The 25,315-nt window shown below is 73.8% G+C and carries 24 protein-coding genes; 13 read left to right on the top strand and 11 right to left on the bottom strand.

The features are described from left to right. The first annotated feature begins 75 nt into the window (after positions 1-75). Positions 76-594 (top strand): SigE family RNA polymerase sigma factor, encoded by a 519-nt coding sequence (locus ACYVDO_RS01495; RefSeq protein ID WP_460932305.1) that lies wholly within the window; start codon positions 76-78, stop codon positions 592-594. Next, complete coding sequence (locus ACYVDO_RS01490; RefSeq protein WP_460932303.1) at positions 591-1,940, top strand: hypothetical protein; 1,350 nt, start codon at positions 591-593, stop codon at positions 1,938-1,940. The genes ACYVDO_RS01495 and ACYVDO_RS01490 overlap by 4 nt, the downstream gene beginning before the upstream one ends. Before the next feature lie 58 nt (positions 1,941-1,998). Here ACYVDO_RS01490 and ACYVDO_RS01485 read toward each other — a convergent pair whose 3' ends face one another. Then, positions 1,999-2,409: a hypothetical protein gene (locus tag ACYVDO_RS01485; RefSeq protein WP_460932301.1), complete on the bottom strand. Its 411-nt coding sequence runs from the start codon at positions 2,407-2,409 to the stop codon at positions 1,999-2,001. 376 nt (positions 2,410-2,785) lie between these two features. Here ACYVDO_RS01485 and ACYVDO_RS01480 point away from each other — a divergent pair, with 376 nt between their 5' ends. After that, positions 2,786-3,034 (top strand): WhiB family transcriptional regulator, encoded by a 249-nt coding sequence (locus tag ACYVDO_RS01480; RefSeq protein ID WP_460932300.1) that lies wholly within the window; start codon positions 2,786-2,788, stop codon positions 3,032-3,034. A 135-nt stretch (positions 3,035-3,169) separates the two neighbouring features. Here the strand turns inward: ACYVDO_RS01480 and ACYVDO_RS01475 are convergent, their stop codons facing one another. The 3 genes from ACYVDO_RS01475 to ACYVDO_RS01465 form a co-directional block, all read right to left on the bottom strand. Beyond that, positions 3,170-4,663 carry a sensor histidine kinase gene (locus tag ACYVDO_RS01475; protein WP_460932298.1) on the bottom strand — a complete coding sequence of 498 codons (1,494 nt, stop codon included), beginning with the start codon at positions 4,661-4,663 and terminating at the stop codon, positions 3,170-3,172. An 85-nt stretch (positions 4,664-4,748) separates the two neighbouring features. After that, positions 4,749-5,516: an MOSC domain-containing protein gene (locus tag ACYVDO_RS01470; RefSeq protein WP_460932296.1), complete on the bottom strand. Its 768-nt coding sequence runs from the start codon at positions 5,514-5,516 to the stop codon at positions 4,749-4,751. Then, entirely contained in the window at positions 5,513-10,420 is a 4,908-nt protein-coding gene (locus tag ACYVDO_RS01465) for an NAD-glutamate dehydrogenase (RefSeq protein ID WP_460932295.1), read from the bottom strand. The genes ACYVDO_RS01470 and ACYVDO_RS01465 overlap by 4 nt, the downstream gene beginning before the upstream one ends. A gap of 216 nt (positions 10,421-10,636) precedes the next feature. On the opposite strand from ACYVDO_RS01465, the gene ACYVDO_RS01460 reads away from it, so the two are divergent. The 6 genes from ACYVDO_RS01460 (at position 10,637) to ACYVDO_RS01435 (ending at position 14,781) form a co-directional block, all read left to right on the top strand. Further along, the gene (locus ACYVDO_RS01460; protein ID WP_460932293.1) at positions 10,637-10,792 is read left to right on the top strand and encodes a DUF6131 family protein; all 156 of its coding nucleotides are present in this window, start codon (positions 10,637-10,639) and stop codon (positions 10,790-10,792) included. 95 nt (positions 10,793-10,887) lie between these two features. After that, entirely contained in the window at positions 10,888-11,235 is a 348-nt protein-coding gene (locus ACYVDO_RS01455; RefSeq protein ID WP_460932291.1) for a hypothetical protein, read from the top strand. Continuing rightward, positions 11,232-11,747, top strand: coding sequence for a hypothetical protein (locus tag ACYVDO_RS01450; protein WP_460932289.1), 516 nt, complete (start codon positions 11,232-11,234; stop codon positions 11,745-11,747). The genes ACYVDO_RS01455 and ACYVDO_RS01450 overlap by 4 nt, the downstream gene beginning before the upstream one ends. Beyond that, on the top strand, positions 11,744-12,514 hold the full coding sequence (locus ACYVDO_RS01445) for a LamB/YcsF family protein (protein ID WP_460932287.1): 771 nt from the start codon (positions 11,744-11,746) through the stop codon (positions 12,512-12,514). The genes ACYVDO_RS01450 and ACYVDO_RS01445 overlap by 4 nt, the downstream gene beginning before the upstream one ends. Further along, the gene (locus ACYVDO_RS01440; RefSeq protein WP_460932285.1) at positions 12,515-14,176 is read left to right on the top strand and encodes a 5-oxoprolinase subunit B/C family protein; all 1,662 of its coding nucleotides are present in this window, start codon (positions 12,515-12,517) and stop codon (positions 14,174-14,176) included. A gap of 113 nt (positions 14,177-14,289) precedes the next feature. Further along, positions 14,290-14,781: a DUF2505 domain-containing protein gene (locus ACYVDO_RS01435; protein ID WP_460932283.1), complete on the top strand. Its 492-nt coding sequence runs from the start codon at positions 14,290-14,292 to the stop codon at positions 14,779-14,781. 127 nt (positions 14,782-14,908) lie between these two features. On the opposite strand, the gene pruA is transcribed toward ACYVDO_RS01435, so the two are convergent. Then, positions 14,909-16,537, bottom strand: a complete 1,629-nt coding sequence (gene pruA / locus ACYVDO_RS01430; RefSeq protein WP_460932281.1) for an L-glutamate gamma-semialdehyde dehydrogenase — start codon at positions 16,535-16,537, stop codon at positions 14,909-14,911. A gap of 78 nt (positions 16,538-16,615) precedes the next feature. Here pruA and ACYVDO_RS01425 point away from each other — a divergent pair, with 78 nt between their 5' ends. Beyond that, the gene (locus tag ACYVDO_RS01425; RefSeq protein ID WP_460932279.1) at positions 16,616-17,437 is read left to right on the top strand and encodes an alpha/beta fold hydrolase; all 822 of its coding nucleotides are present in this window, start codon (positions 16,616-16,618) and stop codon (positions 17,435-17,437) included. Positions 17,438-17,449: 12 nt separating this feature from the next. Here the strand turns inward: ACYVDO_RS01425 and ACYVDO_RS01420 are convergent, their stop codons facing one another. Genes ACYVDO_RS01420 through ACYVDO_RS01410 form a run of 3 tightly spaced genes read right to left on the bottom strand, consistent with a single transcriptional unit; the run spans position 17,450 to position 20,296 of the window. Continuing rightward, a complete protein-coding gene (locus ACYVDO_RS01420) occupies positions 17,450-17,872 on the bottom strand; it encodes a DUF6912 family protein (RefSeq protein WP_460932277.1) in 423 nt (140 codons plus the stop codon). Between the two features lie 4 nt (positions 17,873-17,876). Beyond that, entirely contained in the window at positions 17,877-18,875 is a 999-nt protein-coding gene (locus tag ACYVDO_RS01415; RefSeq protein WP_460932275.1) for a patatin-like phospholipase family protein, read from the bottom strand. Beyond that, positions 18,872-20,296 (bottom strand): WS/DGAT/MGAT family O-acyltransferase, encoded by a 1,425-nt coding sequence (locus tag ACYVDO_RS01410; RefSeq protein ID WP_460932273.1) that lies wholly within the window; start codon positions 20,294-20,296, stop codon positions 18,872-18,874. Before ACYVDO_RS01410 ends, ACYVDO_RS01415 begins: the two co-directional genes overlap by 4 nt. 40 nt (positions 20,297-20,336) lie before the next feature. Here ACYVDO_RS01410 and ACYVDO_RS01405 point away from each other — a divergent pair, with 40 nt between their 5' ends. Continuing rightward, a complete protein-coding gene (locus ACYVDO_RS01405) occupies positions 20,337-20,816 on the top strand; it encodes a hypothetical protein (RefSeq protein WP_460932271.1) in 480 nt (159 codons plus the stop codon). Further along, entirely contained in the window at positions 20,813-22,135 is a 1,323-nt protein-coding gene (locus ACYVDO_RS01400) for a hypothetical protein (protein WP_460932270.1), read from the top strand. Before ACYVDO_RS01405 ends, ACYVDO_RS01400 begins: the two co-directional genes overlap by 4 nt. A gap of 6 nt (positions 22,136-22,141) precedes the next feature. Here ACYVDO_RS01400 and ACYVDO_RS01395 read toward each other — a convergent pair whose 3' ends face one another. Both ACYVDO_RS01395 and ACYVDO_RS01390 read right to left on the bottom strand, forming a co-directional pair. After that, positions 22,142-23,389 carry an AAA family ATPase gene (locus ACYVDO_RS01395; RefSeq protein ID WP_460932268.1) on the bottom strand — a complete coding sequence of 416 codons (1,248 nt, stop codon included), beginning with the start codon at positions 23,387-23,389 and terminating at the stop codon, positions 22,142-22,144. Then, entirely contained in the window at positions 23,386-24,054 is a 669-nt protein-coding gene (locus tag ACYVDO_RS01390; RefSeq protein WP_460932266.1) for an SAF domain-containing protein, read from the bottom strand. The genes ACYVDO_RS01395 and ACYVDO_RS01390 overlap by 4 nt, the downstream gene beginning before the upstream one ends. A gap of 238 nt (positions 24,055-24,292) precedes the next feature. Here ACYVDO_RS01390 and ACYVDO_RS01385 point away from each other — a divergent pair, with 238 nt between their 5' ends. After that, entirely contained in the window at positions 24,293-24,517 is a 225-nt protein-coding gene (locus ACYVDO_RS01385; protein ID WP_460932264.1) for a helix-turn-helix domain-containing protein, read from the top strand. A 195-nt stretch (positions 24,518-24,712) separates the two neighbouring features. Here ACYVDO_RS01385 and ACYVDO_RS01380 read toward each other — a convergent pair whose 3' ends face one another. After that, entirely contained in the window at positions 24,713-25,300 is a 588-nt protein-coding gene (locus tag ACYVDO_RS01380) for a hypothetical protein (RefSeq protein ID WP_460932262.1), read from the bottom strand. Between the last annotated feature and the right edge of the window lie 15 nt (positions 25,301-25,315).

Below are 25,315 nucleotides of genomic sequence, written 5' to 3'. Positions count from 1 at the left end.
CGGGGTTCCACCCCAACCCGCGTCGAGAACCGTCTTGGATGGTGTGGACGGCGACCGGGCGGCAGGGAGGGGCTGATGGGCGGCTTCGAGGACTTCGACGACTACGCGCGAGCCCGCTGGCTGCCCCTGCTGCGCACCGCCACCCTGCTCACCGGTGACCGGCACGCCGCGGAGGACCTCGTCCAGGACGCGCTCGCCCGGGCCGCCCAGCGGTGGACCGTCATCGCCGAGGCCGACTCCCCGGACGCCTACGTCCGGCGCATCCTCTACACCCGCTCGGTCGACACCTGGCGCCGCACCCGCCGGGAGCCGACCGCCAGCGAGCACGTCGGGTGGCGGTCGAGCAGCCCGGACACGGCCGCGGCCACCGACACGCGGGTGACCCTGGAGGCGGCCCTGCGCCGCCTCACCCCGAGGCAGCGGGCCGTCCTCGTGCTCCGGTTCTACGAGGACCGCAGCGAGGTGGAGTCGGCTCGCATCCTCGGGTGCTCCGTCAACACCGTGAAGTCCCAGACCCGGCACGCGCTGGGTCGCCTGCGTGAGCTCGCCCCCGAGCTCGCGGACACCTTCGGACGCCAGGAGGTCGGCCGATGAGCACCACCCTGGGCCAGGAGCTGGCCACCCTCGTCGGCGACCTCGACCCCGGTCGCGGCCCCGACACCACCGACCTGTGGCGTGCCGGTCGCCGGCGGCGGCTGTGGTCGGCACTGCGCACCACGGCCGTGGTCGCCGTGGTCGCGGCGGTCGTCGCCCTCGTCCTGGCCCCGGGCACGTGGCAGGGCAGCGCGGTCCCGGCCGGCACGAGCCCGAGCCGGGCACGCACGTACCCCTCCGTCATCCCCCAGCCGCACTTCGCCCCGTCCGTGCTCGACGCCCACCGCCCGATGAGCGCCGCGTTCCTCGACGACCAAGCGGTGTATGCCGTCGACGACACCGGGCGCTCATGGCGGGTCCCGGACGCACGGGGTCGCCGCACCACGATGGCGCTGTCGCCCGACGGTCGCCGCGTCAGTGACGGCTGGTCCGTGGTCGACACCCTCGCCGGGACGGTCCGCAGGTTCGCCGCCGTCCCGGGCGCCTCCACCGGCAGCCGCGGGGCGACGTCCTGGTCCGCGGACTCCCGGCACGTGGCGGTCCTGTCGGAGGCGCCCGACGGCAGCCCGACCCGCCTGTTCGTGGGCAGCGCCGACGGTTCGCTGGCGGCGGCTCCTGCCCTGCCCGCCGGCGCCGAAGAACGGCTCTTCGCGGCGCCCGTCACCTGGCTGGGGTCGACGCGGGTCCTGGTCCTCGTCCCTGCCCAGCCGAGGGCCGACAGCCCGGGCGTGACGCGCCTGCTGGCCTTCGCCTGGACCCTGGGCAGCGGCAGCTGGGACCCGCTCGGCACCCTCACGCTGCCTGCCGGCGCCTCCCTGGACTACCTGGAGTCGACGGTCGCATCGGTGTCTCCGGCGGGCAGCACGCTGGCGCTGGGCGTCGACGTCGACGGCGACTCGCGGGACGGCCTGCGGGGCGGTTCGACCGTGCTCACCTGGCCGATGGCGACGCTCACCGACGAGCGGGTCGAGCCCGGTCGCGCCGTGCCGCTGCGGACCGTCAAGGTCGACGGACTGGCCTGGCGCGGGGAGGACCTGGTCGTCAGCCGCGGCGGCGAGACCCGCCTCGCAGCCACCGGCGCCCTGCTGAGCTCCAGCGGGAGCGGTTCGGGCCGCCCGGTCTCCTGGCGGGCCGGCGCCTTCGACGACCCGGCCTACTACAACACCGCGGCGGTCTGGCAGGACCGGCTGTTCGTGTGGGCCGTGCTCCTCGCGATCCTCACCCTCGTCGTCGTCCTCGTGCGCCTGGCGCGTCCTGTGGCGGCCTGGGCGGGCCTGCTCGGCGAGCGGTACGCCAGCCCGTTCCCCATCGAGGCCCGGTGGATCTTCTCGGCCCACATGCGCTGACCGGCAGCCAGGCGCCGAGCGGTGCCCACGCCGGCCCGGAGGCACCCGGCGCGAAAGGTCAGGCCGCGCGGTCCGCGGTGTCGGCACGCGCGGCGGCCAGCACGCCCAGGACCGCCACGACGGCCAGCGCGAGCGCCACCTCGGCCCGCCCCGCCTGGAACAGCGACCACGCGACGGGCAGCAGCAGCAGGTTCCAGACGATCGTGGGGGTGTTGGGCCAGTTCGCGCCCCGGAGCCAGGCGCTGGCCAGGACCAGCAGCAGCACCGCGAACACGGCGATCAGCACGACCGACATCACGACCCGGGTGGGGTCGTTCCCCGCGCCCTGCGCGAGCTCCCAGAGGTAGAAGCCGCAGAACCCCAGCAGGACCAGCGCGTGCAGCCCGCAGAGCGCCGCCGCCAGGAGGCGGAAGGGGTCGTGGCGGGAGGGGGCCGACACCGGCGGCAGTGCAGGGGGGACGTCGCTCACGCGGCTCAGGCTATGACCTCACCGGCTCCCCTCTGGTGCGCACGCACCAGGTGGAGCGCCCTTCGCGTCCGCGATGTGAGCAATACCTCATCGACACATGACGGTTACATCCCGGCAACCCTCCACAAATGCCGCTCCATCTGTGAGGCTGGAACAGAAACGTCGGAGTTGCCGTTGGCACAGGTGCCCCCGCACCACCACAATGAACCCCGCACGCGTTTTCCTGCCTGCGCCGAACCGGAACGCAACACCGTCGGCGACGGCGAGCACGACCCCTGCACACCCCGCAACGAAGCGCCCGTGCCGTGTGGTCCGCACCCTGGGCCGCGCGCCCGGGACCCGCTACGCCCCCCGCATCACAAGGAGCACGATCTTCATGGACTGGCGCGACCGCGCTGCCTGCCTCGACGAGGACCCCGAGCTGTTCTTCCCGATCGGGAACACCGGCCCGGCCATCCTCCAGATCGAGGAGGCCAAGGCCGTCTGCCGTCGGTGTGAGGTCATCGACACCTGCCTGAAGTGGGCGCTGGAGTCCGGCCAGGACGCCGGCGTCTGGGGCGGCCTGTCCGAGGACGAGCGCCGCGCCCTCAAGCGGCGCAACGCGCGGGCTCGTCGCGCGGGCTGACCGCGCACTCGCGACACTGGTCCCCCTCGCGACAGTGATACCCCACTCGCCGCACTGACCACGCCCTCGCGGCGCCGAGTGCGCACCGAGGCACTGTCCGCGCACTCGCGGCGCGGACCGCCGGCCCGCCCGGTCTCAGCCCGGCTCCCGCCCCAGGGGACGCAACCGGGCCACCAGCCGCACCCGCGTCCCGCGGGGCTGCGCAGGCTCCCAGACGATCCGGCCCCGCAGGTCCTGGACCAGCGACGTGACGATCTGGGTGCCCAGGCCCGAACCACCGGGGCGGAACCCCTCGGGCAGCCCGATCCCGTCGTCGGTGATCGTCACGGTGAGCAGGTCCTCGCCCTTGCCGTCGGTGGCCCGACGCGCCTCGATCGTGATGGTCCCCCCACCGCTGGGGGCCAGTCCGTGCTCCACCGCGTTCTGCACCAGCTCGGAGAGCACCATCGCCATCGCCGTGGCGTCCTCGGCGCGGACCATGCCGAAGGCGCCCTCCACCCGGGAGGTGATCGGCTCCTCGGCCTTGGCGACCTCCGTGATCGCCTGCAGTCCGCGCACGGCGATGTCGTCGAAGTCGACCGTCTCGTCGAAGCCCTGGCTCAACGTCTCGTGCACCAGGGCGATCACGCCCACGCGGCGCACCGCCTCCTCCAGGGCCACCCGCCCGGCCTCCCCCGCCGGCAGGCGCCGGGCCTGCAGCCGCAGCAGCGCCGCCACCGTCTGCAGGTTGTTCTTCACCCGGTGGTGGATCTCGCGGATCGTCGCGTCCTTGGTCATCAGCTCCTGCTCGCGCCGGCGCAGCTCGGACACGTCGCGCAGCAGCAGCAGCGCCCCGACCCGGTGGCCCCCCTCGGTGAGGGGGATCGCGCGCATCGAGACGCTGACGCCACGGCTGGTCACCTCGGTGCGCCACGGGGCCCGGCCGGTGACGACCACGGCCAGGGACTCGTCGACCGGCGACTCGTCGCGCAACAGGTCGGCGACGACCTTCGCCAGCAGCTCCCCGATGACGTCCCCGACGTGCCCGAGGCGGTGCACGGCCGACAGCGCGTTGGGGCTGGCGTAGGTGACGATCCCGTTGACGTCCAACCGGATCACGCCGTCTCCGACGCGGGGGGCGCCACGCCGCTGCCCCGTCGGCGCCGACACGTTCGGGAACTCCCCCGCCGCGATCATCCGCGCCAGCGAGTCCGCGAGCGCCTGGTAGGTCAGCTCCAGCCGGCTCGGCGTGCGCATGGCGGCGAGGTTGGTGTGGCGCGTGATGACGGCCAGCGCGCGGCCGTCCTTGACGACGGGGATGGCCTCCTCGCGCACGGGCATGTCGTCGCGGAAGATCGGGTCCTTCTGCCGCACGATCCGCCGGTCGAGGTAGGCCTGGTCGAGCAGGGACTGCCGGCCCCGGTGGGTCCGGCGCCCGACGACGTCCTCGAAGAAGACCATCTGCCCGGTGGTGGGCCGCACGTGCGCCACCGCGAGCCAGCCCTCCAGGCCGCCCGGCACCCACAGCACGAGGTCGGCGAAGGACAGGTCGGAGATCAGCTGCCAGTCCCCCACCAGCAGCTGCAGCCACTCCACCTCGTGGGGGGCGAGGTCGGTCGCGGAGGAGAGGACCTCGTTCAGGGTGGCCACGCGCAGAGCCTAACCAGCGATGGGGGCGCGCCCGTCCGGCACGTCCCCGGCCGGGCACCGACCACCTCGCGGGTATGCCGTGGGCTCAGCCCAGCCGTGCGACGTCACCGACGGCGACCCTCCCGGGCCGCAGGACGTCCGCGTAGACGCCGGCACACAGGTCGTGCTGCTCGCTCACGGTCCTGAGCATCCCCGGTCGTGCGGGCAGGCCGACCTGCGCGACACCGACCATCCGGCACCGTTCGATCGGCTCGGCCACCCTGAGCACGACGTCGCCCACCGTGAGCTCGCGCCCGACCCAGGTGTCCTCGGCATACGGCTCGCCGGTGGCGAGGACGAGGTTCGCGCGCAGGTGGCGGGGGTCGAGCGGGCGCCCGTCGCCCTCGTGCCGGCCGAGCTCGGCGAGCGTCGCCGACCCGACGACCGACACGCTCCCGGCGTCGAAGTGCGGTGTCGCGTCCTCGGCCCACACGGCGACAGCCTCCCCGAACAACCGGCTCAGCTGCTCGTCCGCCTCCGGCGAGCCGGCCACCACCGTCGCGCCGTCGGGCAGCCGCAGCAGCGCGGTGCCGTCGACCAGCCACGACTCGAGCTCGAACACCGGGTCCATCCGGCGGAACCGGCGGGAGTGCTTGCCGGAGGCCATCTTGCCGGCTGCGTCGTAGATCGCGAACCCGCGGTCGCCGACCACTCCACGAGCGTCGACCTCGACCTCGGTGCAGGGCTCTGCCCCGGTGCCCTTGACCGGGAACCGTTGCAGTGCAACGACCTTCGCGAAAACCTCGCCGTCCTGTGCGGGGTCCGTGACGGGACGGCCGTCGCCGCGGTCGCCACCCTGCGTACCGGTCGTCACGTGGTCGCGGCGCCCGAGCGGATCACGGAGCGCAGCGTCCGCAGGGCCACCGACAGCGCGGCGATGTTCGGGTGGTCGAGCCGCTCGATGCCGTGCAGCGCACCCTTGGCCCGCGTCAGCGACTCGTGGTTGGCCTTCGCCCACTGCTCGTACCGCTGCGCCGGCGGCGCACCCGTGGTGGACGCGTCGATCACGCTGCGCACCAGGCTCTCCAGCACGGCGTACAGGTCGTCGCGCAGGGCACCGCGGGCCAGGGCGTCCCAGCGGTCGTCACGCGGCAGGTTGGTGACCCTGCTGAGCATGCCGTCGATGCCGAACCTCTCCGACAGCACGAAGTACAGCGGGGCCACGTCGGCCGGCGACTCCCCGGTGTCGGTGGAGATGTCGACGATGTCGAGCAGCGAGAACTGGTCGAGCAGGCTGGCAGCCCGCATCGCGAGCTCCTCGGGCACACCGGCCTTCTGCAGCGCCCCAGCATTGCGCTGCAGCCGCTTCAGCTCCGCGCCCTGGAGCAGCTCGGAGATCCTGGGCGCGAACTCGCCCACCACGTCACCGAACCGCGCGACCTCCCCCGCGACGTCGAGCCGCGACGGCCGGGAGGTGAGGAACCACCGGATGGCGCGGTCGATGAGCCGCCGGAACTCGAGGTAGAGCTGGCTCTGCACCTCGGTCGAGACGACGTTGTCGAGGGCCTCGACCTGCGCGACGAAGGACGGCAGGTCGAAGATCTCGCGGGCGACCACGAACGCCCGTGCGATCTGCTCGGGTGTCGCCCCCGTCTCCTCCATGGCCCGGAACGCGAAGGTGATGCCACCGCGGTTGACCATCGAGTTCACGACCGAGTTGGTGACGATCTCGCGGCGCAGGGGGTGCTGGCCGAGCTCGCCGGCGAACCGCTCGCGCAGCGCCGGCGGGAAGTAGTCGGTCAGCGTCTGCTGGAACCACGGGTCGTCGGGCAGCTCGGTCGGGAGCAGGTCCTCCTTGAGCGCCAGCTTCGCGTAGGCGACGAGCACCGCGAACTCGGGCGACTTCAAGCCCTCGCCGGCGGCGAACCGGCGGTCGATCTCGGAGTCGCTGGGGAGGAACTCCAGCCCCCGATCGAGGTCGCCGCGCTCCTCGAGCCAGTGGATGAGCCGCTGGTGCACCGGGAGCATGGGGTGCTCCTGGGCGCGCGCGTTGCCGAGCAGGACGTTCTGCTCGTAGTTGTGCCGCAGCACCTGTCGCGCCACGTCGTCGGTCATCGACGCCAGCAGCGAGTTGCGCTGCTTGAGCGTCATGTCACCGCCGCGCACCTGCTCGGTGAGCAGGATCTTGATGTTGACCTCGTGGTCGGAGGTGTCGACGCCGGCCGAGTTGTCGATGGCGTCGGTGTTGACGCGGACCCCCTTGCGCGCGGCCTCGATCCGGCCCAGCTGCGAGAGCCCGAGGTTGCCGCCCTCACCGATCGCCCTGACCCGCAGGTCCGCACCGTCCACGCGGATCGCGTCGTTGGCCCGGTCGCCGATGTCGGAGCTCGACTCCCCGGCCGCCTTGACGTAGGTGCCGATGCCGCCGTTCCAGAGCAGGTCGACCGGGGCGAGCAGGATCGCCTTCATCAGCTCGGCGGGCGTCATCGTCGTGACGCCCTTGGGCAACCCGAGGGCCTCGCTCATCTCGGGCGTGACCCGGATGGCCTTGAGGGTCCGCTCGAACACCCCGCCGCCCGCGGAGATCAGCGAGCGGTCGTAGTCGGCCCAGGACGACCGGGGCAGCTCGAAGAGCCGCTTGCGCTCCGGGTACGACGTGGCAGCAACGGGATTCGGGTCGACGAAGATGTGCCGGTGGTCGAACGCGGCGACCAGCCGGATGTGCTCCGACAGCAGCATGCCGTTGCCGAAGACGTCTCCCGACATGTCGCCGATGCCGACGACCGTGAAGTCCTGCGACTGGGTGTCGACGCCCATCTCGCGGAAGTGCCGCTTGACCGACTCCCAGGCGCCCCGGGCGGTGATGCCCATCGCCTTGTGGTCGTAGCCGGCCGAGCCACCGGAGGCGAACGCGTCGTCGAGCCAGAAGCCGTAGGACTGGGCGACGCCGTTGGCGATGTCGGAGAACGTCGCCGTGCCCTTGTCGGCGGCGACGACGAGGTAGGAGTCGTCGCCGTCGTGCCGCACCACGGCCGGCGGCGGCACGACCTCGCCGCCCTTGCGGTTGTCGGTGAGGTCGAGCAGCCCGGAGATGAAGACCTTGTACGAGGCGATGCCCTCGGCCAGCCAGGCGTCGCGGTCGACGGACGGGTCCGGCAGCTGCTTGGCGTAGAACCCGCCCTTGGAGCCGGTCGGCACGATGACGGCGTTCTTGACCATCTGCGCCTTGACCAGGCCAAGGACCTCGGTGCGGAAGTCCTCGCGCCGGTCCGACCAGCGCAGGCCGCCTCGGGCCACGGGGCCGAAGCGCAGGTGCACGCCCTCGACCCGCGGGCTGTAGACGAAGATCTCGAACTGCGGCCGCGGGGCGGGCAGGTCGGGCACTTCCTTGGGGTTGAGCTTGAGCGAGACGTACGACTTGGGGTGGCCGTCGTCGTCGACCTGGTAGAAGTTCGTGCGCAGGGTCGCGGTGATGACGCCGAGGAACGCCCGGATGATGCGGTCGTGGTCGAGCGAGCCCACCTCGTCCAGACCAGTGGTGATGGCCTCGACCACCTCCGCCTCCGCGTCCGCGCGCTGCTCACCGGCCTCACCGGCATACCGGCTGGGGTCGAACCGGGCCTCGAAGAGGGACACGAGCTTCCCGGCCAGCCCGAGGTTCTGGACCAGCGCGCTCTCGACGTAGTCCTGGGAGAACGTGGAGCCGGTCTGGCGCAGGTACTTGGCGACGGTGCGCAGGATGACCACCTGGCGCCAGGTGAGCCCTGCGCCCAGCACCAGCGCGTTGAACCCGTCGCTCTCCGCGCGGCCCTGCCACACGGCGGCGACGGAGTCCTGGAAGAGCTCGCGCAGGCGGTCGCGGCTACCGTCCCCGACCCACACCTTGTCGTTGCGCACGCGCAGGCCGAAGTCGTAGACGTACAGGGTCACCCCGTCGGCGCGGTCGATCTCGTACGGCCGCTCGTCGACGACCTCCACCCCCATGTGGGTGAACATCGGCAGCACCTGCGTCAGGGACAGCGGGCTGCGGCGGTACAGCTTGAACCGGCGCTCGTTCGCCGGGGCGCCGGGCTCCTGGTACATGTTCAGCCCGGTCGCCTCGTCGTCGGCGAGGCCCTCCATGTGGCGGATGTCGGCCACGCCAACGCGAGGGGTGAAGTCCTCCTTGTACGCCTCGGGGAAGGCCCTGCCGTAGAGCCCGGACAGCCGCGCGGCGGCCTCCTCGCCGTGCTCGGTGCGGGCTGCCTCGCCGAGGTCCTCGTCCCAGGTCCGGGTCGCGTCGACGAGCTGGCGCTCCAGCACCGACCGGTCGACGTCCGGGATGGACGAGCCCGACGGCACGCGCACGACGAAGTGCAACATCGCCAGCACGGACTCCGAGACCCGCGTCGTGTAGTCGACGGTGGCACCCGGGAACGCCTGGCGCAGGATCGACTCCATCTTGAGCCGCACCGCAGTGTTGTAGCGGTCGCGCGGGATGTAGACCAGGCAGGAGACGAACCGGCCGAAGCGGTCACGGCGCAGGAACAGCTTGGTCTTGCGCCGCTCCTGCAGGTGCAGCACCGTCGTCGCGTTGTCGTAGAGCTGCTCCTCGTCGGCCTGGAAGAGCTCGTCGCGCGGGTAGTTCTCGAGGACCTCGAGCAGGTCCTTGCCCGAGTGCGAGTCGGGCAGGTAGCCGCTGCGCTCGAAGATGGCGTCGACCTTGGCGCGCAGCACCGGCACCCGGGTGACGGACTCGGTGTAGGCGCTGGAGGTGAACAGACCCAGGAAGCGCTTCTCGCCGGTCACCTCGCCGTCGGCGTCGAACTGCTTGACGCTGACGTAGTCGAGGTAGGTGTTGCGGTGGACGGTGGCCCGCGAGTTCGCCTTGGTGATGATGAGCAGCTCGCGGGCCCGGGCGACCTGCCGGGCCTGCTCGGAGAGCCGCACGCCGTTCGCGGTCGGGTCGTAGCGCAGCAGGCCGAGCCCGGTGCCGTGGACGGCCTCGAGCCGGTCGGCGTCGGTGCCGCGGTGCAGGGCGTACTCGCGGTACCCGAGGAAGGTGAAGTGGTTGTCCGACAGCCAGTCGAGCAGCTCGCGCGCCTCCTCGGCCTCCTCCTGCGCGATCCCGTGCGGTGGGGCGGCCTGCAGGTCGTCCGCGACCTGCCGGCACGTGGCGCGCATCTTGGGCCAGTCCTCGACGGCCTCGCGGACGTTGCCGAGGACGCGACGCAGGTTCTCGGCGACCTGCTCGCGGCTGCCGGGGTCGCTGTCGCGGTCGACCTCGAGGTGCATCCACGACTCGCGCACCTGCCCGAAGCCGCCGTCACCGCTGTCCCCGTTGCCGCCGTGGCCGCTGTTGCCCCCGTTGCCACGCTCGAGCAGGACCTCCTCGAGCTCGCCGGCCGCGTTGCGGCGCACCGTCATCGCGGGGTGGACCACGAGGTGCACGACCTTGTCCATGCGCAGCAGCTCGGAGCTCACCGAGTCGACGAGGAAGGGCATGTCGTCGGTGACGACCTGGATCACGGTGTGCCCGCTCGTCCAGCCCTGCTCCTCGACCTCGGGGTTGAAGACGTCGACGGTGGCCGTGCCGACCGGCCGGTGCTGCGCCAGCTCGCGGTGCGCCAGGGCTGCCCCGAGCAGGTCCTCGGGCGCCCGGGCCAGCAGGTCCTCGGTGGCGACGTGGCGGTAGTAGCTGCGCAGGAACGCCTCGACCGCTTCACCTCCCGCGTGGTCGGCCCGCTCGGCGGCGGAGTGCAACAGCTGCTGACGAGACTGCTCCAGCGACCCAGACATGACGGTCGGCTACATCCTCACGTGTCGTTGTGCGCGGGGGCGCACACCGTCGTGCGCCCGTGGCCCGAGACTATCGCTGTGGATCCGCGCCGACGCACGGCGGTGGGAACCCGCGGGTAACCCCTCCCGAGCGCGTCCGCGCAGGTGAAGGATGCGAAATAGGTGAACCGGTGGTTGGCTGTTCCCACCCCCTACAGTGGATGAAAGGAAATCCCTGTGATCATCCTCGGCATCATTCTGCTGATCATCGGCCTCGTGGCCTCCATCTCCATCCTGACGACCATCGGCATCATCCTCATCGTCGTCGGCCTGATCCTCTCCATCCTCGGCGCCACGGGCCGCGCCATCGGCGGACGAAAGACCTGGTACTGACGGAGCGGGCTAGAGGCCCGCACTCCACGACGACCCCCGGGCGCCCTTGTGGGCGACACCGGGGGTCGTCCGCGTCCGGTCACTACAGTGGCGGTATGCCGCGGCCGCCGGTCTCCCCCCACCCCCTCCCCGCGCTCGAGACGGCCCTCGACGCCGCGAGCGGCGGGGCGCGCGCAGGCGCCGACGAGGTGCTCTCGCACTACCCGGAGCTCGGCGACCGGGACACGCAGTCGAGCCTCGAGGAGTTCCTCGACCAGGCCGCCGACCTGCTCCGCGAGGTCGAGGCCTCGTGCGCCGACCTGTCCGACCGGGTGCGCCTCAGCGGCGCGAGCGCGCGCCCTCGGCCGCGGCCCGACCGACCGTGGCCCGACCGGCTGGGGGACGAGCGGCTCGAGGAGCGGCCGGCGACCGGGCCCTCGGCCACGAAGGGGCGGCGAGGATGACGGTCTCGGGCGACCCCGCGTCCTGCTCCCAGCTCGGCGGCTCCCTGCGCCAGGTCGCCGCCCGACTGCGTGTCGAGGAGCGGCGGCTGCGTACCGCCACCGACCCTGGTGAGGCCGCCCGGCCGCCTGCCCCGGTGGTCCGCGCTCGCCGGCGCGCGGCCCAGGTCACTGACTCCCTCGCGGTGGCGGTCGGGGAGCTCGACGAGGTGGGGTCGGCCCTGCAGGCCCACGCCAGCGACCTGGCCGAGGCCCTGTCCGACGCGCGCCAGGTGCTCGACCGGGCCGCCGCGGCCGGTCTGGAGCACCGCTCGGGCCGGCTCGTCCCGAGGTGGGGTGTGGCCGGTGTCGCCGACGCCCGCGTCGCGACCGACCAGGACGAGGTCCGGGCCGAGCTGCAGTCGCGGCTCGACCACGTCGAGGGCCTGCTGCGCCGGCGCCGGACGAGGCTGGCTGCCACCCTGCGCCGGTCGACCGGCCTGCTCGCGACCCATGCGGAGGCGCTGCGCCGATGAGCGAGATCGACCTCAACGCCGACCTCGGGGAGTCCTTCGGCCGCTGGCAGCTCGGCGACGACGAGGCGATGCTCGACCTGGTCACCAGCGCCAACGTGGCCTGCGGCTTCCACGCGGGCGACCCGGCAACCCTGCTGGAGACCTGCGCGGCGGCCGCGCGGCGGGGAGTCGTCGTCGGGGCGCAGGTCGGCTACCACGACCTCGCCGGGTTCGGCCGCCGCTTCGTCGACATCGACCCGGCCGACCTCGTCGCGGACGTCGTCTACCAGGTCGGCGCGCTGCAGGGCCTGTGCGCCGCCGCCGGCACGCGGGTCGCCTACGTCAAGCCGCACGGTGCCCTCTACAACGCCGTCGTGCACCACGAGTCGCAGGCCCAGGCGGTCGTCGAGGGGGTGCGGCGGATCGACCCCGAGCTGGTGCTGCTGGGGCTGCCCGGCTCGATCCTGCTCGAGCTGGGCGAGGCAGCCGGTCTGCGCACCGCCACCGAGGCGTTCGCCGACCGGGGCTACACGGCTGAGGGGACCCTGGTGCCGCGCAGCCACCCCGGCGCCGTCCTGCACGACCCGCAGGTCGTCGCCGCCCGCGCCGTCCGGATGGCGGTCGAGGGCGTCGTGGAGGCCGTCGACGGGTCGACCGTGCAGGTGCGTGCGGAGTCGGTCTGCGTGCACGGCGACTCCCCCGGCGCCGTCTCGCTGGCGACCGCGGTCCGGCGCTCGCTGGAGTCGGCAGGCATGCGGCTGACCCCGTTCGTCGACGGTCGGGGCTGAGTGCCGGTGCGGGTGCTGCCCTCCGGTCCCCGCGCCCTGCTCGTCGAGTGCGCGGACCTCGACGAGGCGCTCGCCCTGCGCCGGCGCCTGTGGGAGCACGACCGCCCCGATGGCCTGGTCGACGCGGTGCCCGGGGCCCGGACCCTGCTGCTCGTCGCCGCCTCGCCGCGTCACCTGCCGGGGCTCCGGTCGCGGATCCAGGGCGCGCAGGGCCGCGAGGGGACAGGCCGCGAGGCGCCGGATGGCGAGCAGTCGGTCGGTGAGCAGCCGGTCGGTGAGCAGCCCGCGGAGGTCGAGGTCCAGGTCCGGTACGACGGGCCGGACCTGGCGGACGTGGCCGCGCACACCGGCCTGAGCCCGCAGGAGGTCGTCGCCGCGCACACGGGGACGCCGTGGACCGTCGGGTTCGGCGGTTTCGCGCCGGGGTTCGCCTACCTCGCCGGAGGTGACCCCAGGCTCGAGGTCCCCCGGCGCCGTGAGCCGCGGACGCGCGTACCCCCCGGCGCCGTGGGGCTCGCCGGGACCTTCAGCGGCATCTACCCCCGGCCGTCCCCCGGCGGCTGGCAGCTGATCGGGAGCACCGACGTCGTCCTGTGGGACCTCGCCGCCAGCCCCCCGGCCCTGCTCCGCCCGGGGATGCGGGTCCGGTTCGTCGATGCGGGTCCCGGGGCTGTCGGTGCCCCGCGCTCGCACACCTCGCCGCGACTCCCGCTCCAGCGCCGGCCGCACCCCGCGGGGCAGACCTCGGCCGCACCGCCGCCTGCCCCGCCACCGTCACGGCCGGCTGCGTCTGGCCGCCCGCAGCGTCCCCACCTCGAGGTGCTGGAGCCCGGTCCGCTGGCGCTGCTGCAGGACGCCGGCCGCCCCGGACACGCGTCGCTCGGGGTCGGCACCGGGGGTGCCGCGGACCGCGCCGCCCACGCCCTCGGCGCCCGGCTGCTCGGACAGGACCGCAGTGCCGCGGCGATCGAGGTCCACGCGGGCGGTCTCGTGCTGCGCGCCCACGGCGGCGTCACCGTGGTCCTCACGGGCGCCCCCACGGCGGCCACGGTCGACGGCGTGCCCGTGGGCCATGCCGCCCCGTTCCACCTCGCCGACCGCTCGGTGCTGCGGGTGCCTGCGCCCGTCCGGGGCCTGCGCACGTATGTCTCGGTCCGGGGAGGTGTCGACGTGCCTCCCGTGCTGGGCTCACGCTCCACCGACACCCTGGCCGGCGTCGGACCAGAGCCGCTCACCGCGGGAACGGTGCTCCCGGTGGGGCCCGGCGTCGGCCACCCCACCCTCGACGTCGCCCCCCTGCGCGAGCTCCCTGCAGGGGTGCTGCTCCTCGACGTGGTGCCCGGCCCGCGGGTCGACTGGCTGGCCGCGCCCGGGGACCTCGTGCGCGCTCCCTGGTCGGTCCACGCCGCGAGCGACCGCGTCGGCGTGCGGTTGTCCGGCGAGGCCCTGCGCCGCCCCGCCCACCTCGCGGACCGGGAGCTCGAGAGCGAGGGGGTGGTCCGCGGCGCCGTGCAGGTGCCGGCCGACGGGCAGCCGGTCGTGTTCCTCGCCGACCACCCGGTCACCGGCGGCTACCCCGTCGTCGCGGTGCTGACCGAGACGGCGCAGGACCTGCTGGCCCAGGTCGTGCCGGGCCAGCAGGTCCGGCTCCGCTGGTCCTGAGCGCCGGCCAACTGCCCCCGGCGCCGTCCGGTGCCCTCGACGTGACCGAGCCGGGCCGGGACCACGCCGCTAGGGTTGAGCGCGCTGCGCCCCCCGATGCCCCAGGAGACCGCATGAAGATCGCCCGCACGCTCGAGTACGCCGCGACCCCGGCCGAGGTCTTCGCCGTCCTCGCCGACGTCGCCTTCCAGGAGGCGAAGTGCGCGGCCACCGGGGCGATCTCGTTCACAGCCTCGGTGCAGCCGCAGGGCGACGCGACCGTCATCACCACCGAGCGCGAGCTGCCCGCCGACGGCCTGCCCGACTTCGCGAAGTCGATGGTCGGACCCACCCTCAAGGTCGTCGAGACCCAGACCTGGCAGGCCGCCCGCGCTGACGGCAGTCGCACGGGCACCGTCTCGATGTCCGTGACCGGCGCCCCCATCGCGCTCAAGGGGACCGTCGCGCTGGCTGTGGAGGGCCCGGGTACCGTCGAGCACCTCGACGCCGACCTCAGGGCCAGCATCCCGCTCGTGGGCGGCAAGATCGAGAAGGCCGCCGCCCCCGCCATCGAGAACGCCATCACCATCGAGGGTCGCACGGCCCACGAGTGGCTCGCCCGCTAGGACGGGTCACTCGCGGGGGCGCGCTGCGGCGCCGCGCGCCCACCCGACCTCCGACGCCCGACCCCCGGCATACGCGAAAGGCCCGGAAACCGTTGCGGTTCCGGGCCTTCGGCGTATGCCGTGGACCTCAGCCCATGTGCGGGTAGACGTGGTTCGTCGGCGGGTTGAACGTCTCCTTGATGGAGCGCGCGCTGGTCCACCGCAGCAGGTTCTGCGCCGCGCCGGCCTTGTCGTTGGTACCCGACGCGCGACCCCCACCGAACGGCTGCTGCCCGACGACCGCCCCGGTCGGCTTGTCGTTGACGTAGAAGTTGCCGGCCGCGAACCGCAGGCGCTCGGTCGCGTCGGCGATCGCCACCCGGTCCTGGGCGATGATCGAGCCGGTGAGGCCGTACGGCGCGAACGACTCCATCTGGTCGAGCACCTTGTCGAACTGGCGGTCCGGGTAGACGTGCACCGACAGGATCGGCCCGAAGTACTCGGTGCGGAACGACTCGTCGCTCGGGTCGTCGATCTCGAGGATGGTCGGGCGGACGAACCAGCCCTCGGTGTCGTCGTAGGTCCCACCGGCCACGACGTCGACCCCGGCCGCCGCGTGCGCCCGGTCGATGGCGGCCGAGTGCTTGGCGAACGCGCGCTGGTCGATGACCGCGCCCATGAAGTTGGACAGGTCGGTGACGTCGCCCTGGCTCAGGCCCTCGGTGAGCGAGACGAGGTCGGCCTTGATCTTGCGCCACAGCGACCGCGGGACGTAGGCGCGCGAAGCGGCCGAGCACTTCTGCCCCTGGTACTCGAACGAGCCGCGGATCATCGCCGTGCGCAGCACGTCCGGGTCGGCCGAGGGGTGGGCGAGGATGAAGTCCTTGCCGCCCGTCTCGCCGACGAGCCGCGGGTAGGTGCGGTAGCTCGGCAGGTTGGCGCCGACCTCCTGCCACAGGTGCTGGAAGGTCGGCGTCGACCCGGTGAAGTGGATGCCGGCGAGGTCGGGGTCGGCCAGCGCCACCTTGGAGACGTTGATGCCGTCGCCCGTGACCATGTTGATGACGCCGGGCGGCATCCCAGCCTCCTCGAGCAGCGACATGGTCAGCTGCGCGGCGAACTGCTGGGTCGGGCTCGGCTTCCACACCACGGTGTTGCCCATGAGCGCCGGTGCGGTCGGCAGGTTGCCGGCGATGGCGGTGAAGTTGAACGGCGTGATCGCGTAGACGAAGCCCTCCAGCGGGCGGTGGTCGGTGCGGTTCCAGATGCCCTTGGCGTTGGCCGGTGGCTGCTCGGCGAGGATCTGCCGCGCGAAGTGCACGTTGTAGCGCCAGAAGTCGATGAGCTCGCACGCCGCGTCGATCTCGGCCTGGTACGCCGTCTTGGACTGGCCCAGCATCGTCGCGGCGTTGAGGTGCGCGCGCCACGGGCCCGAGAGCAGCTCGGCAGCCTTGAGCAGGATGGCTGCCCGGTCGTCGAACGACAGCGCGCGCCAGCCGGGTGCCGCCGCCTTCGCCGCGTCGACGGCCGCCTGCGCGTCGGCCAGGGTGGCGTTGCGCATGGTGCCGAGCAGCTTGCGCTTCGCGTGCGGCTGGCGCACCTCGATCTTGCGACCACCGCCCATGACGCGCTTGCCGTTGATGGTGTGCGGCAGGTCGATGGGGTTCCCGCCGAGCTCGGCCAGCGCGACCTCGAGCGAGGCACGCTCGGGGCTGCCGGGCGCGTAGTCGAGCACCGGCTCGTTGACGGGGGCGGGTACCTGGGTGACGGCATCCATGGCTGTGGTGGCTCCTCGGGGTCGCGTCAGAGACGGGGCCGCCCGGGCGCCCGGGCGGGCGCCCCTATGGTGTCACGTATGCCGGGTGCCAACGACAGCACGGAGCTCGCCCACCGCTGGGCCGGCCCCACCGACCCCGCGACCCCGACGGTGGTGCTGCTGCACGGGCTCGGCGACTCCGGCGACTGCTGGCCCGACGCGGTCCGTCGTTGGTCGGCCACCTACCGCGTCGTCGGCGTCGACGCCCTCGGCCACGGCCGGTCGCCGCGGTTCACGCCCGCGCAGCTCGCGTCCCCCGACCCCATGGAGGCTGTGTACGCCGCCACGGAGGCCACGGTGGCCCGCATCGCCGCCGACCGCGGCGCACCCGTGGTGCTGGTCGGTCACTCGATGGGCGCAGGCATCGCCGGTGCCCTCGCCGCCCGTCGACCCGACCTCGTCCGCGCGGCCGTCCTGGAGGACCCGGCGTGGCGCGACCCGGAGCACCGCGTGCAGCCTGCCGAGGTCGTGCGCGAGCGGGTCGCCGAGTGCCGGGCGTTCGCCGACGACCCGGCCGGCGCCCGGGCGCAGGGCCGCGCGGACAACCCGACGTGGCCCGAGTCCGAGCTCGACCCGTGGGTGGAGTCCAAGGCGCAGGTCGACCTCGACTTCCTCGGGCTCGGGATCGCCAGCCTCGTGCAGCCCTGGGACGAGGTCGTCGCCGCGATCGAGGTGCCCACGCTGGTCCTGCTGGCCGAGCGGGGTGGGCCGGTCCTGCCCGAGGTCCGCGAGCGCGCGGCCCGGATCGCCAACGCCTGCCTGGACATTTGCGTCGTCGAGGGGGCGGGGCACTGCATCCGCCGCGAGCGGACCGAGGCCTACCACGCCCTGGTCGACCCGTTCCTCGCCCGGCACCGCTGAGGCGACCCCCGGTCAGAGGACGCGCACGACCTCGTCGAGCTCGGTGACGTCGTACCAGAGCAGGTCGTCCATGCCCTGGTCCCCGGCGGTCTCGTCCACGTGCAGCGACACGACGAGCCGCAGCGGCACCGGCGAGGAGACGGTGACCGCACCGAGCCCGTCCCGGGTCGGGTCGTCCTCGACCCAGACGGGGTCGACGTCGGCCGCCGCCACGACCCGCTTGGTGACCGTGGTGCCCTGCGCGGCCTCAGCGGCGTCGACCGCCTCGGCGAGCGCGGCGTACTCCCACTCCTCCTCGTCGCCCGTGGGCAGCGAGCGCTCGAGCCGCCGGGTGACGGCATACGCCACGACCGGGGCGGGCCCCACCTCGCGGTGCCGGGCGAGCGCGCGCACGCCGTCGGGGGTGAGGGGCAGGTAGATCCGGGTCTGCGTCATGGGGTCATCCCACATCCTCGAAGGTGCTGTGGTCGGGCAGGGGGGCAGGGTCACGCAGGGCGGCGGCGGAGGTGCGCAGGGACGTGGCGATGACCCCGGGACGTCGGCTGACGTCCATGAGGTTGGAGCCGAACGCCTCGAGGTCCTCCTCGCCCGGGCCGAGGATCGTCACCTCGGCGCCGTCGGCGTGGACCCGGTGCAGCTCGCGCAGCGCCCGCAGCGTCACCCGGTTGCGCCACTGGCGCTCGACCCGGGTGCGCCAGTGGGTCGGCGTGTCCTTGACGAAGCTGACCTGCGGCGCCAGGACGTAGACCTCCTCCAGCCCGAGCCCCACCATGAGGTCGAGGTTGGTCGAGGACCAGGCGCCCCCGTCGATGTACCGGTGCTCGCCGATGCGCACGGGCTGGTACCACCCGGGGATCGCGCACGACGCCATCACGGCGTCCCGCAGGTCGACCGCCGGGGCACCCTGGCGTCCGAAGGGGACCCTGTCCCCGCTGTCATAGTCGAGCGCGACGACGGTGATGCCCTCGCGAGGCGCCCAGCCCGACGGCACGACGTGCCCCACCATCGCGCCCACCGCCTCCAGGCTGCCCCGGCCCTCCGGCAGGATCGCCGACAGCACGGCGGTCGGTGGCAGGCTCCTCAGGTGGAGCGCGTTGCGGCGCAACAGCTCCCGCGAGCCCAGCCCCGGACGCGGGAGGCCCGGCCGGTCGCCGCCGGTGTCCCGCTCGTAGTCCCAGAGGTAACCCGCCAGCGGGCCGGCGCCGACGGACCCCTCGAGCTGGTGGTGCAGCAGGTCGGCCACCGGCACGCCGGCGCCGAGGAGCGCCGCGAGCACGGAACCGGCCGACGTCCCCACCACCTCGTCGAAGTCGCGGGCATCGAGACCGGTCTGCGCCTCGAGCGCGCTGAGCGCGCCCACCATCCACGCCGCGCCGAGGACGCCCCCACCGCCGAGGACGAGTCCCCTGCGGGTCCGGCCGCCCCCCTCGGCGCTCATCGCCGGGTGGACCGCTGGGTGTCGAGCAGCTCGGCCAGGGAGTCGACGACGCTCTGGCCGAGGACGTCGACATCGGGCATCGAGTCACGGTCGGCGTTGAGCCCGTAGTAGACCCCGCCGTCGTAGGACGTCAGCCCGATGGACAGCGCCTGCCCGCGGGCGAGCGGCATCACCGGGTAGGTGGACAGCATCTTGGCCTCACCGGCATACAGGGTGTGCTGCGGGCCCGGGACGTTCGTGATGACGACGTTGAAGAGCCGCCGCGACACCGCCGACCCCAGGCGTGCGCCCAGGGAGTGCAGCGTCGGCGGCGCGAACCCGGCCAGCCCGGCGAGGGACTCCGCGCCCACGGCCTGGCCGCCCTCCATCTGCTGGCGCATGGCGAACGCGATCTGGTGCAGCCGCATCGAGGGCCCCGGCTCCCCCACCGGCAGGTCGACGAAACAGGCGGTGAGGCGGCTGCTGACGTGTCGCGCCCCCTCGTCGTAGACGCTCACCGGCACCATCGCGCGCACCGTCGTGCCGGAGTGGACCGACTCGCCGCGGGTGAGCAGCCAGCTCCGGAACGCCCCGGAGATGGTCGCGAGGACCACGTCGTTGATCGACACGTCGTCCGCGTAGTTGCCCCGGGCCAGCCGGGTCCGGACCTTGCGGTAGTCCTCGAGGTCGGTGCCGATCATGACGTACCGGCGGGCCTCGCCGACGGTGGCGTTGAGGGGCGAGTGGGGGGCCGGCCGCGCCGCGGTGCGGGCCAGGGTCGAGACGACGTCGCCGGCGGCCGTGAGCGCGCGCGTCCCCACGGCCCTGACGTCGGCCATGCCGCCGCGGATGTTCTCGACGACCTCGCTGGGCCGGCGGACCGCGTCGACGAGCGCGCCGGTCAGCAGCTCGATGTCGCTGGGCTCGCGGGACGGGCGCCAGGTGTCGGTGACCAGGCCGTCCGCGGCGGGGTCCCCGTCGACGATGACGTGGGCGATGTCGACGGCGTTGACCCCGTCGACGAGGGCCTGGTGCGACTTCGTGACGACCGCGAACCGACCCTGGGCCAGCCCCTCGACGAGGTAGACCTCCCAGAGCGGGCGCCGGCGGTCCAGGGCCCGCGGCTGGATCCTGGCGACGAACTCCTGCAGCTGCTCGTCGGTGCCCGGCCTCGGCAGGGCGGACCGCCGGACGTGGTAGGTGATGTCGAAGTTCTCGTCGTCGACCCACACCGGGTTGGCGAGCCGGCCCGGCACCTGCCTGATCCGCTGGCGGTAGCGCGGCACGAAGGCGATCCGCGCCGAGACGAGCTGGACGAGCCGGTCGTAGTCGAAGCCCTCCTTCGGCGGCTCGAACACCATGACCGACCCGACGTGCATCGGCGTCGTCGCCTCCTCGAGGTAGAGGAAGGACGCGTCGAGGGAGCTGAGACGGTCGGGCACCCCCTCATCGTGTCAGAAAGGCCCCTCTAGACTCGGCACGGTGACCACGAAGACGCACCTCCCGGTCCTGCGGTCCGCCGCCGCCGTGGTGCTCGTCGCGGGTCTGGCGGCCACCCTCGGGGGCTGCGGCAGCGACTCCACGGCCGGCCAGGGCTCGGCGACCTCCACGAGCGCGCCCTCCGCCGCCACCTCGACCACCGCCTCGGCATCCTCGTCCCCCTCGTCGGGGGCGTCACCCTCCAGCAGCACCGCCCCACGGGGACGCACGATCACCGTCACGGTCACGGGCAACCGGGTGACCCCTGCCCCCGGCACCGTGGACCTACGGGTCGGCGAGACCATCACCCTCGTCGTCACCAGCGACCACGCAGACCAGCTGCACGTGCACGGGTTCGACATCGAGAGGCAGCTGCCGGCCGGGCGTCCGGTCAGCGTCGAGCTGACCGGACAGTCGCCCGGGGTCTACGAGGTGGAGACCCACGAGCCGGGCCTGCGACTGCTGAAGCTCGCAGTCCGGTGAGGCTGCCCCCGCTCGCGCTGCCGGCGCACGGCGTCGGCTCCCGCGAGGACCTGCCGCTGCCCTTCTCGCTCGTGCTGGTGGGGGCCGGGGCCGCCCTCGTCATCTCCTTCCTCGCCCTCGGCGCCCTGTGGCGGACGCCCCGGCTGCGGCCGGACGACGGCGTGCCGCTGCCCCGCGGACTCGCCCGCGCGCTCGATGCCCGCCCGGTGCGCGCGGCGGCGGTCGTCCTGACCCTGGCGGTCGCGGCGTGGACGATGCTCGCCCTGGTCCTCGGCAAGGACGACGCGAACAACCCCGTGCCCTACGTCGTGTACGTCTGGCTCTGGGTCGGGCTGGCGTTCCTGTCGATGCTCGTCGGCGGCGTCTGGCGGCTGGTCAACCCGGTGCGCTGGCTGCACGCCGGGTTGCTGCGGGTGGCCCGGATCGAGCCCGACTTCGCCCTTGCGGAGTACCGCCTGGGCTACTGGCCGGCGGCGTCCGGGCTCGGGGCCTTCGTGTGGCTCGAGCTGGTCGCGCCGGACAACGCGACGCTGCCGGTCCTGCGCGTGGCGGTGTTCGGCTACCTCCTGGTCAGTCTCGTGCTCGCCCTCGCCTTCGGCCGGCCCTACCTGCGCCGCGGCGAGCCGTTCGGGGCCTGGTCCTCGCTGTACGGGACGCTGAGCCCCCTGGGCCGCCGGCGTCCCGACGGCCGCTGGGTCCTGCGCAGCCCGCTCCACGGCCCGCTGCAGCTGCGCCCGGCCCCCGGCCTGGTCGCGGTGGCCGCCGTCATGCTGGGCTCCACCGCCTACGACGGGTTCTCCGGTGAGACGCGCTGGTACTCCTTCGTGCAGACCCGGTCCGTGCCGCGGCTCTGGGAGACCGGCGCCCTGCTCGGCCTGTGCCTCGTCGTCGCCGCGTCCCTCGCCCTTGCCGCCGCCCTGTCGGCCCGCCTGGCCGGGGTCTCGCCGCGCGGTGTCACGAGCGCCTTCGCCCCTTCGCTGGTCCCGATCGCCGCGGGATACCTGGTGGCCCACTACTGGTCGCTCTGGGTCTGGGAGGGTACGAACGGGCTGGCCAAGTTCTCCGACCCCCTGGGCACCGGCGCGGACTGGCTCGGCACCGCCGGGGTGCACCCGTCCGGCGCCCTCATCGCCCCGGGGCTCGTGGCGGGGATCCAGGTCGTCGCGATCATCACCGGGCACGTGCTCGGTGTGGTGGTCGCCCACGAGCGGGCCCTCACCCTCTTCCCGCGCCGGGCCGCGGTCGTCGGCCAGGTGCCGCTGCTCGTGCTGATGGTCCTCTACACCGTTGGCGGCCTGACCCTGCTGTTCAGCTCCTAGGGCTGGTCAGCGGCGGGCGGAGCGGCGCCCCCGCCGCGTGACCGGCACGGGGTCGGCCGCCCAGCGGGACGCCAGCGCCTGGACCGCCCGCCGCAGCTCGGACTGCGGAGCGTGGTCGACCAGCGAGGCGCCCGCAAACATGGCGCCGTCCAGGGCGGTCTGGTCCCACGGGAGGTACGCCAGGTCGTCCATCCCGGCGAACCGCTCCAGGGCCTCGCCGATGCGGCGTTCGGGGCGCGAACCCACGGCCGACGCCCGCACCTTGTTGACCACCACGGTGGGGGTCGGCGAGGGGACGGAGGCGAGGTCCTGGACCGCGCGCACCAGTCGTTGCAGGCCGATCGGGTCGGCCGCACCCACGACCAGCAGGTCGTCCGCCTCCTCCAGGGCCGTGAGCGTGGCGGCGTTCCGGCGCGGGGCCAGCGTGTCGTAGGACAGCTCCTCGTCGTCCTCGACGCAGAACCCGCAGTCGACCACGACGTGCGCGGCCAGCTGCCGCCCGATCGTGAGGACCTGCGCGACCGACGGCGCCCGCAGCTCGGTCCACCGGTGTGGCCGGGGTGTCCCGGTCAGCACGCGCAGGCCCGTGGAGACCTCGGGGGCCAGCCGGGCCAGGGCGAGCAGGTCGAGGGATCCCTGGTCCGCGGCGCGGCAGGCGGCCGTCATCCCGGGCGCCTCGTCGAGGAGCCCGAGCGCCTGCGCCAGCGAGGAGCCATAGGTGTCGGCGTCGACCAGCAACGTGGGCGCGTCGACGGCGAGCTCGGCGGCGAGGTTGAGGGCGACGGTGCTGCGCCCGGGGGCGCCGGTCGGGCCCCACACGGCCAGGACCCGGCCCGGCTCCACGGTGGGCAGGTCGGGCGGACCGCCGTCCGGTGGGTCGGCCTCGGCGACGTCTGCGAGGCCCGACGCGGTCTCGTCGAGGGCGTCCTGGAGCTCAGGGGCCGAGACGTCGGCCCGCACCACGACGCCGAGGCCGAGCTGGCGCAGCCTGCGCTCGCCCGCCTCGTCGCCGGGCGCCACCACCCCGGCGACGCCGAGCCCGTGCTGGGCCAGCTCGTGCAGGGCCGGGCGGTCGAGGGCGCGCAGGTCGGCGGACACGAGCACGACGTCACCCAGCCCTGCCGCGGCGGACGCGAGCAGGTCGGCGAGGTCCGCACAGCGCCGGGCCACGGCATACCCCGACGTGCCCTCCAGCGCCGTGACGACGTCGGACTCCTCCGCACCCGTGAGCGCAGTGAGCACGCTGCGGGTCACGGCGCGCCCCCGGTGCCCGGCACCGGGACGACCGTGATCCGGGCCCCGAGGTCGACGGCCCCGATGATCTCCTTGATCCTGTCCCGGGGCGCCATCACCTGGATGGGGCGGTCGGCGCCCGTGCTCGCACCCAGGCCCCCGGACGTCTTGGGCAGCCCCGCCACCGACACGCCCTCGAGGGCCAGCTCGGGACCGGTGAACCGCTTGGCGGAGCCGGTCGCCGCCGGGTCCATCGGGTTCACGTAGACGTCGACCCGCGTGCCGACGCGCAGGGTCGCGGCCGCACCGGCGTCGACGACCAGGGTGAGCGGCTGGACCCCGACCTGGTCGCGCGCGCCCACGGCCGAGGCCGGCACCAGCTCGCCGGCCGGGACCTCACGCAGGACGTACCGGTCCGGGGCCAGTCCCGCGGTGGCCGGCAGGTAGCGCGTCGCGTGCGACCCCAGCTGGACGTCGACGCGGATCAGGTCGTCCTCGGTCAGCGGCTGGCCGGGCACGAGCGCACCGGCCGCGGCATACACGGGCTGGCGGTCGTCGGCGTGGGCCACGACGTACGAGCCCAGGGTGGCGGAGGCGAGCACGAGCAGCAGGCCGACGAGCAGGCGGGTGTCGCGCCACCCCGGCCTGCGCAGCCGGCTGGCGGATGGCACGGGCAGGTCACTCACGGTCTTCCCCCTCGGTGTGGTCCGTCCCCCGGCGGCCATCATGGCGCACCGAACGCCACGTCCGCCCGGCCAATCCACACCACGCGGGCTCATCCACAGGGCCGGGGCGTCAACTCCCCCGAACGGCCGATGATGCGAGAATTCCTCGACCAGCCGGACGCCACCGCACGATCATGGTAAAAAGTTGGTCAAGAGAACGTTAGTTCCCAGTCAAGTGGGGCGAAGAGAGGGGTTGGCCGTGGCCAAGCGCTTCATCCAGTTGTCCGAGGTCTCCGAGGTGCTCGACATCTCCTCGGCACAGGCGTACGCCCTGGTCCGCTCCGGCGAGCTGCCGGCGATCAAGGTCGGGGGCCGCGGGCAGTGGCGCGTGGAGGTGGCCGAGCTGGAGAGCTACATCCAGCGCATGTACCACGAGACGAAGAGCTTCGTCGCCGCCCACCCGTTCGGGCAGGGCCAGGACTGAGCCGACCCCTCGACGCCGACCCGCCACCCCGAGCACTTCGGCAGGCCCCCGCGCGGGACGACCGCTGCAGGCCTCCCTGCGTACGGGGCGCGGCCACGGCCTCGGCGCGTAGGGCCCCAGGCCCGAGCGTTGCGCGCACCTCGTGCTCCGGCCGGCGTCGCACCCACATCCCGCCTGCCCCAGCCCTGCCCGGGCTCAGGCGGGGCGCACGACGACGATCGCGGTGAACGGCACCACCCGGGTGGCGGTGACGTTCTCGGGGCGTCGCGGCAGGTCAGCGGCGTGCTCCGCCAGCTCGAGGTGGTCCGACCCGACGGCGTCCACCGTGCCGGTGCAGACCGCCCCGGTCGCGTCGGTCAGGGCGACGACGCTGCGGTCCCGGCTCAGCCCACGCAGGGCGTAGCCCAGTCCGAACGAGCGACGCAGCGCGCTCCCGGTCGCGGCCCGCGTCGCCAGACCCGTGACCGCAGCCACGGCCGCCACCGGCACCAGGCACGGAGGCCGGCCGTCCTCGCCCAGCAGGAACCACCCGTCCCCGACGTCCACCACCCGGCCGCCCAGGCGCGAGCCGTCCCGGACCGTCACGCCCACGGTACGTGAGCCGGCCGCCGCCAAGCGGTCCGCGAGCGCCACCGTCGCGCGCTCGCGCCGCGTGCGGTCCGCCACCTCGGCGTCGAGCTCGCGACGGTGCTCCGCGTCCCACTGCGACTCCAGGTCCGCGAAGAGGTCCTCCCAGCGCATCCCGTCCCCCCTGGCCTTGCCGTGCCGGCGAGCGTACGACATCTCCCCTTGCCACGC

It is taken from the genome of Phycicoccus ginsengisoli, assembly GCF_054779295.1.
This window is presented reverse-complemented; position numbering and strand designations above follow the sequence as displayed.

Coding starts and splice junctions, on each gene's coding strand:
- ACYVDO_RS01495 (WP_460932305.1), top strand. CDS start 76: ATGGGCGGCTTCGAGGACTTCGACGACTACGCGCGAGCCCGCTGGCTG.
- ACYVDO_RS01490 (WP_460932303.1), top strand. CDS start 591: ATGAGCACCACCCTGGGCCAGGAGCTGGCCACCCTCGTCGGCGACCTC.
- ACYVDO_RS01480 (WP_460932300.1), top strand. CDS start 2,786: ATGGACTGGCGCGACCGCGCTGCCTGCCTCGACGAGGACCCCGAGCTG.
- ACYVDO_RS01465 (WP_460932295.1), bottom strand. CDS start 10,420: ATGTCTGGGTCGCTGGAGCAGTCTCGTCAGCAGCTGTTGCACTCCGCC.
- ACYVDO_RS01455 (WP_460932291.1), top strand. CDS start 10,888: ATGCCGCGGCCGCCGGTCTCCCCCCACCCCCTCCCCGCGCTCGAGACG.
- ACYVDO_RS01450 (WP_460932289.1), top strand. CDS start 11,232: ATGACGGTCTCGGGCGACCCCGCGTCCTGCTCCCAGCTCGGCGGCTCC.
- ACYVDO_RS01445 (WP_460932287.1), top strand. CDS start 11,744: ATGAGCGAGATCGACCTCAACGCCGACCTCGGGGAGTCCTTCGGCCGC.
- ACYVDO_RS01435 (WP_460932283.1), top strand. CDS start 14,290: ATGAAGATCGCCCGCACGCTCGAGTACGCCGCGACCCCGGCCGAGGTC.
- pruA (WP_460932281.1), bottom strand. CDS start 16,537: ATGGATGCCGTCACCCAGGTACCCGCCCCCGTCAACGAGCCGGTGCTC.
- ACYVDO_RS01425 (WP_460932279.1), top strand. CDS start 16,616: ATGCCGGGTGCCAACGACAGCACGGAGCTCGCCCACCGCTGGGCCGGC.
- ACYVDO_RS01420 (WP_460932277.1), bottom strand. CDS start 17,872: ATGACGCAGACCCGGATCTACCTGCCCCTCACCCCCGACGGCGTGCGC.
- ACYVDO_RS01415 (WP_460932275.1), bottom strand. CDS start 18,875: ATGAGCGCCGAGGGGGGCGGCCGGACCCGCAGGGGACTCGTCCTCGGC.
- ACYVDO_RS01380 (WP_460932262.1), bottom strand. CDS start 25,300: ATGTCGTACGCTCGCCGGCACGGCAAGGCCAGGGGGGACGGGATGCGC.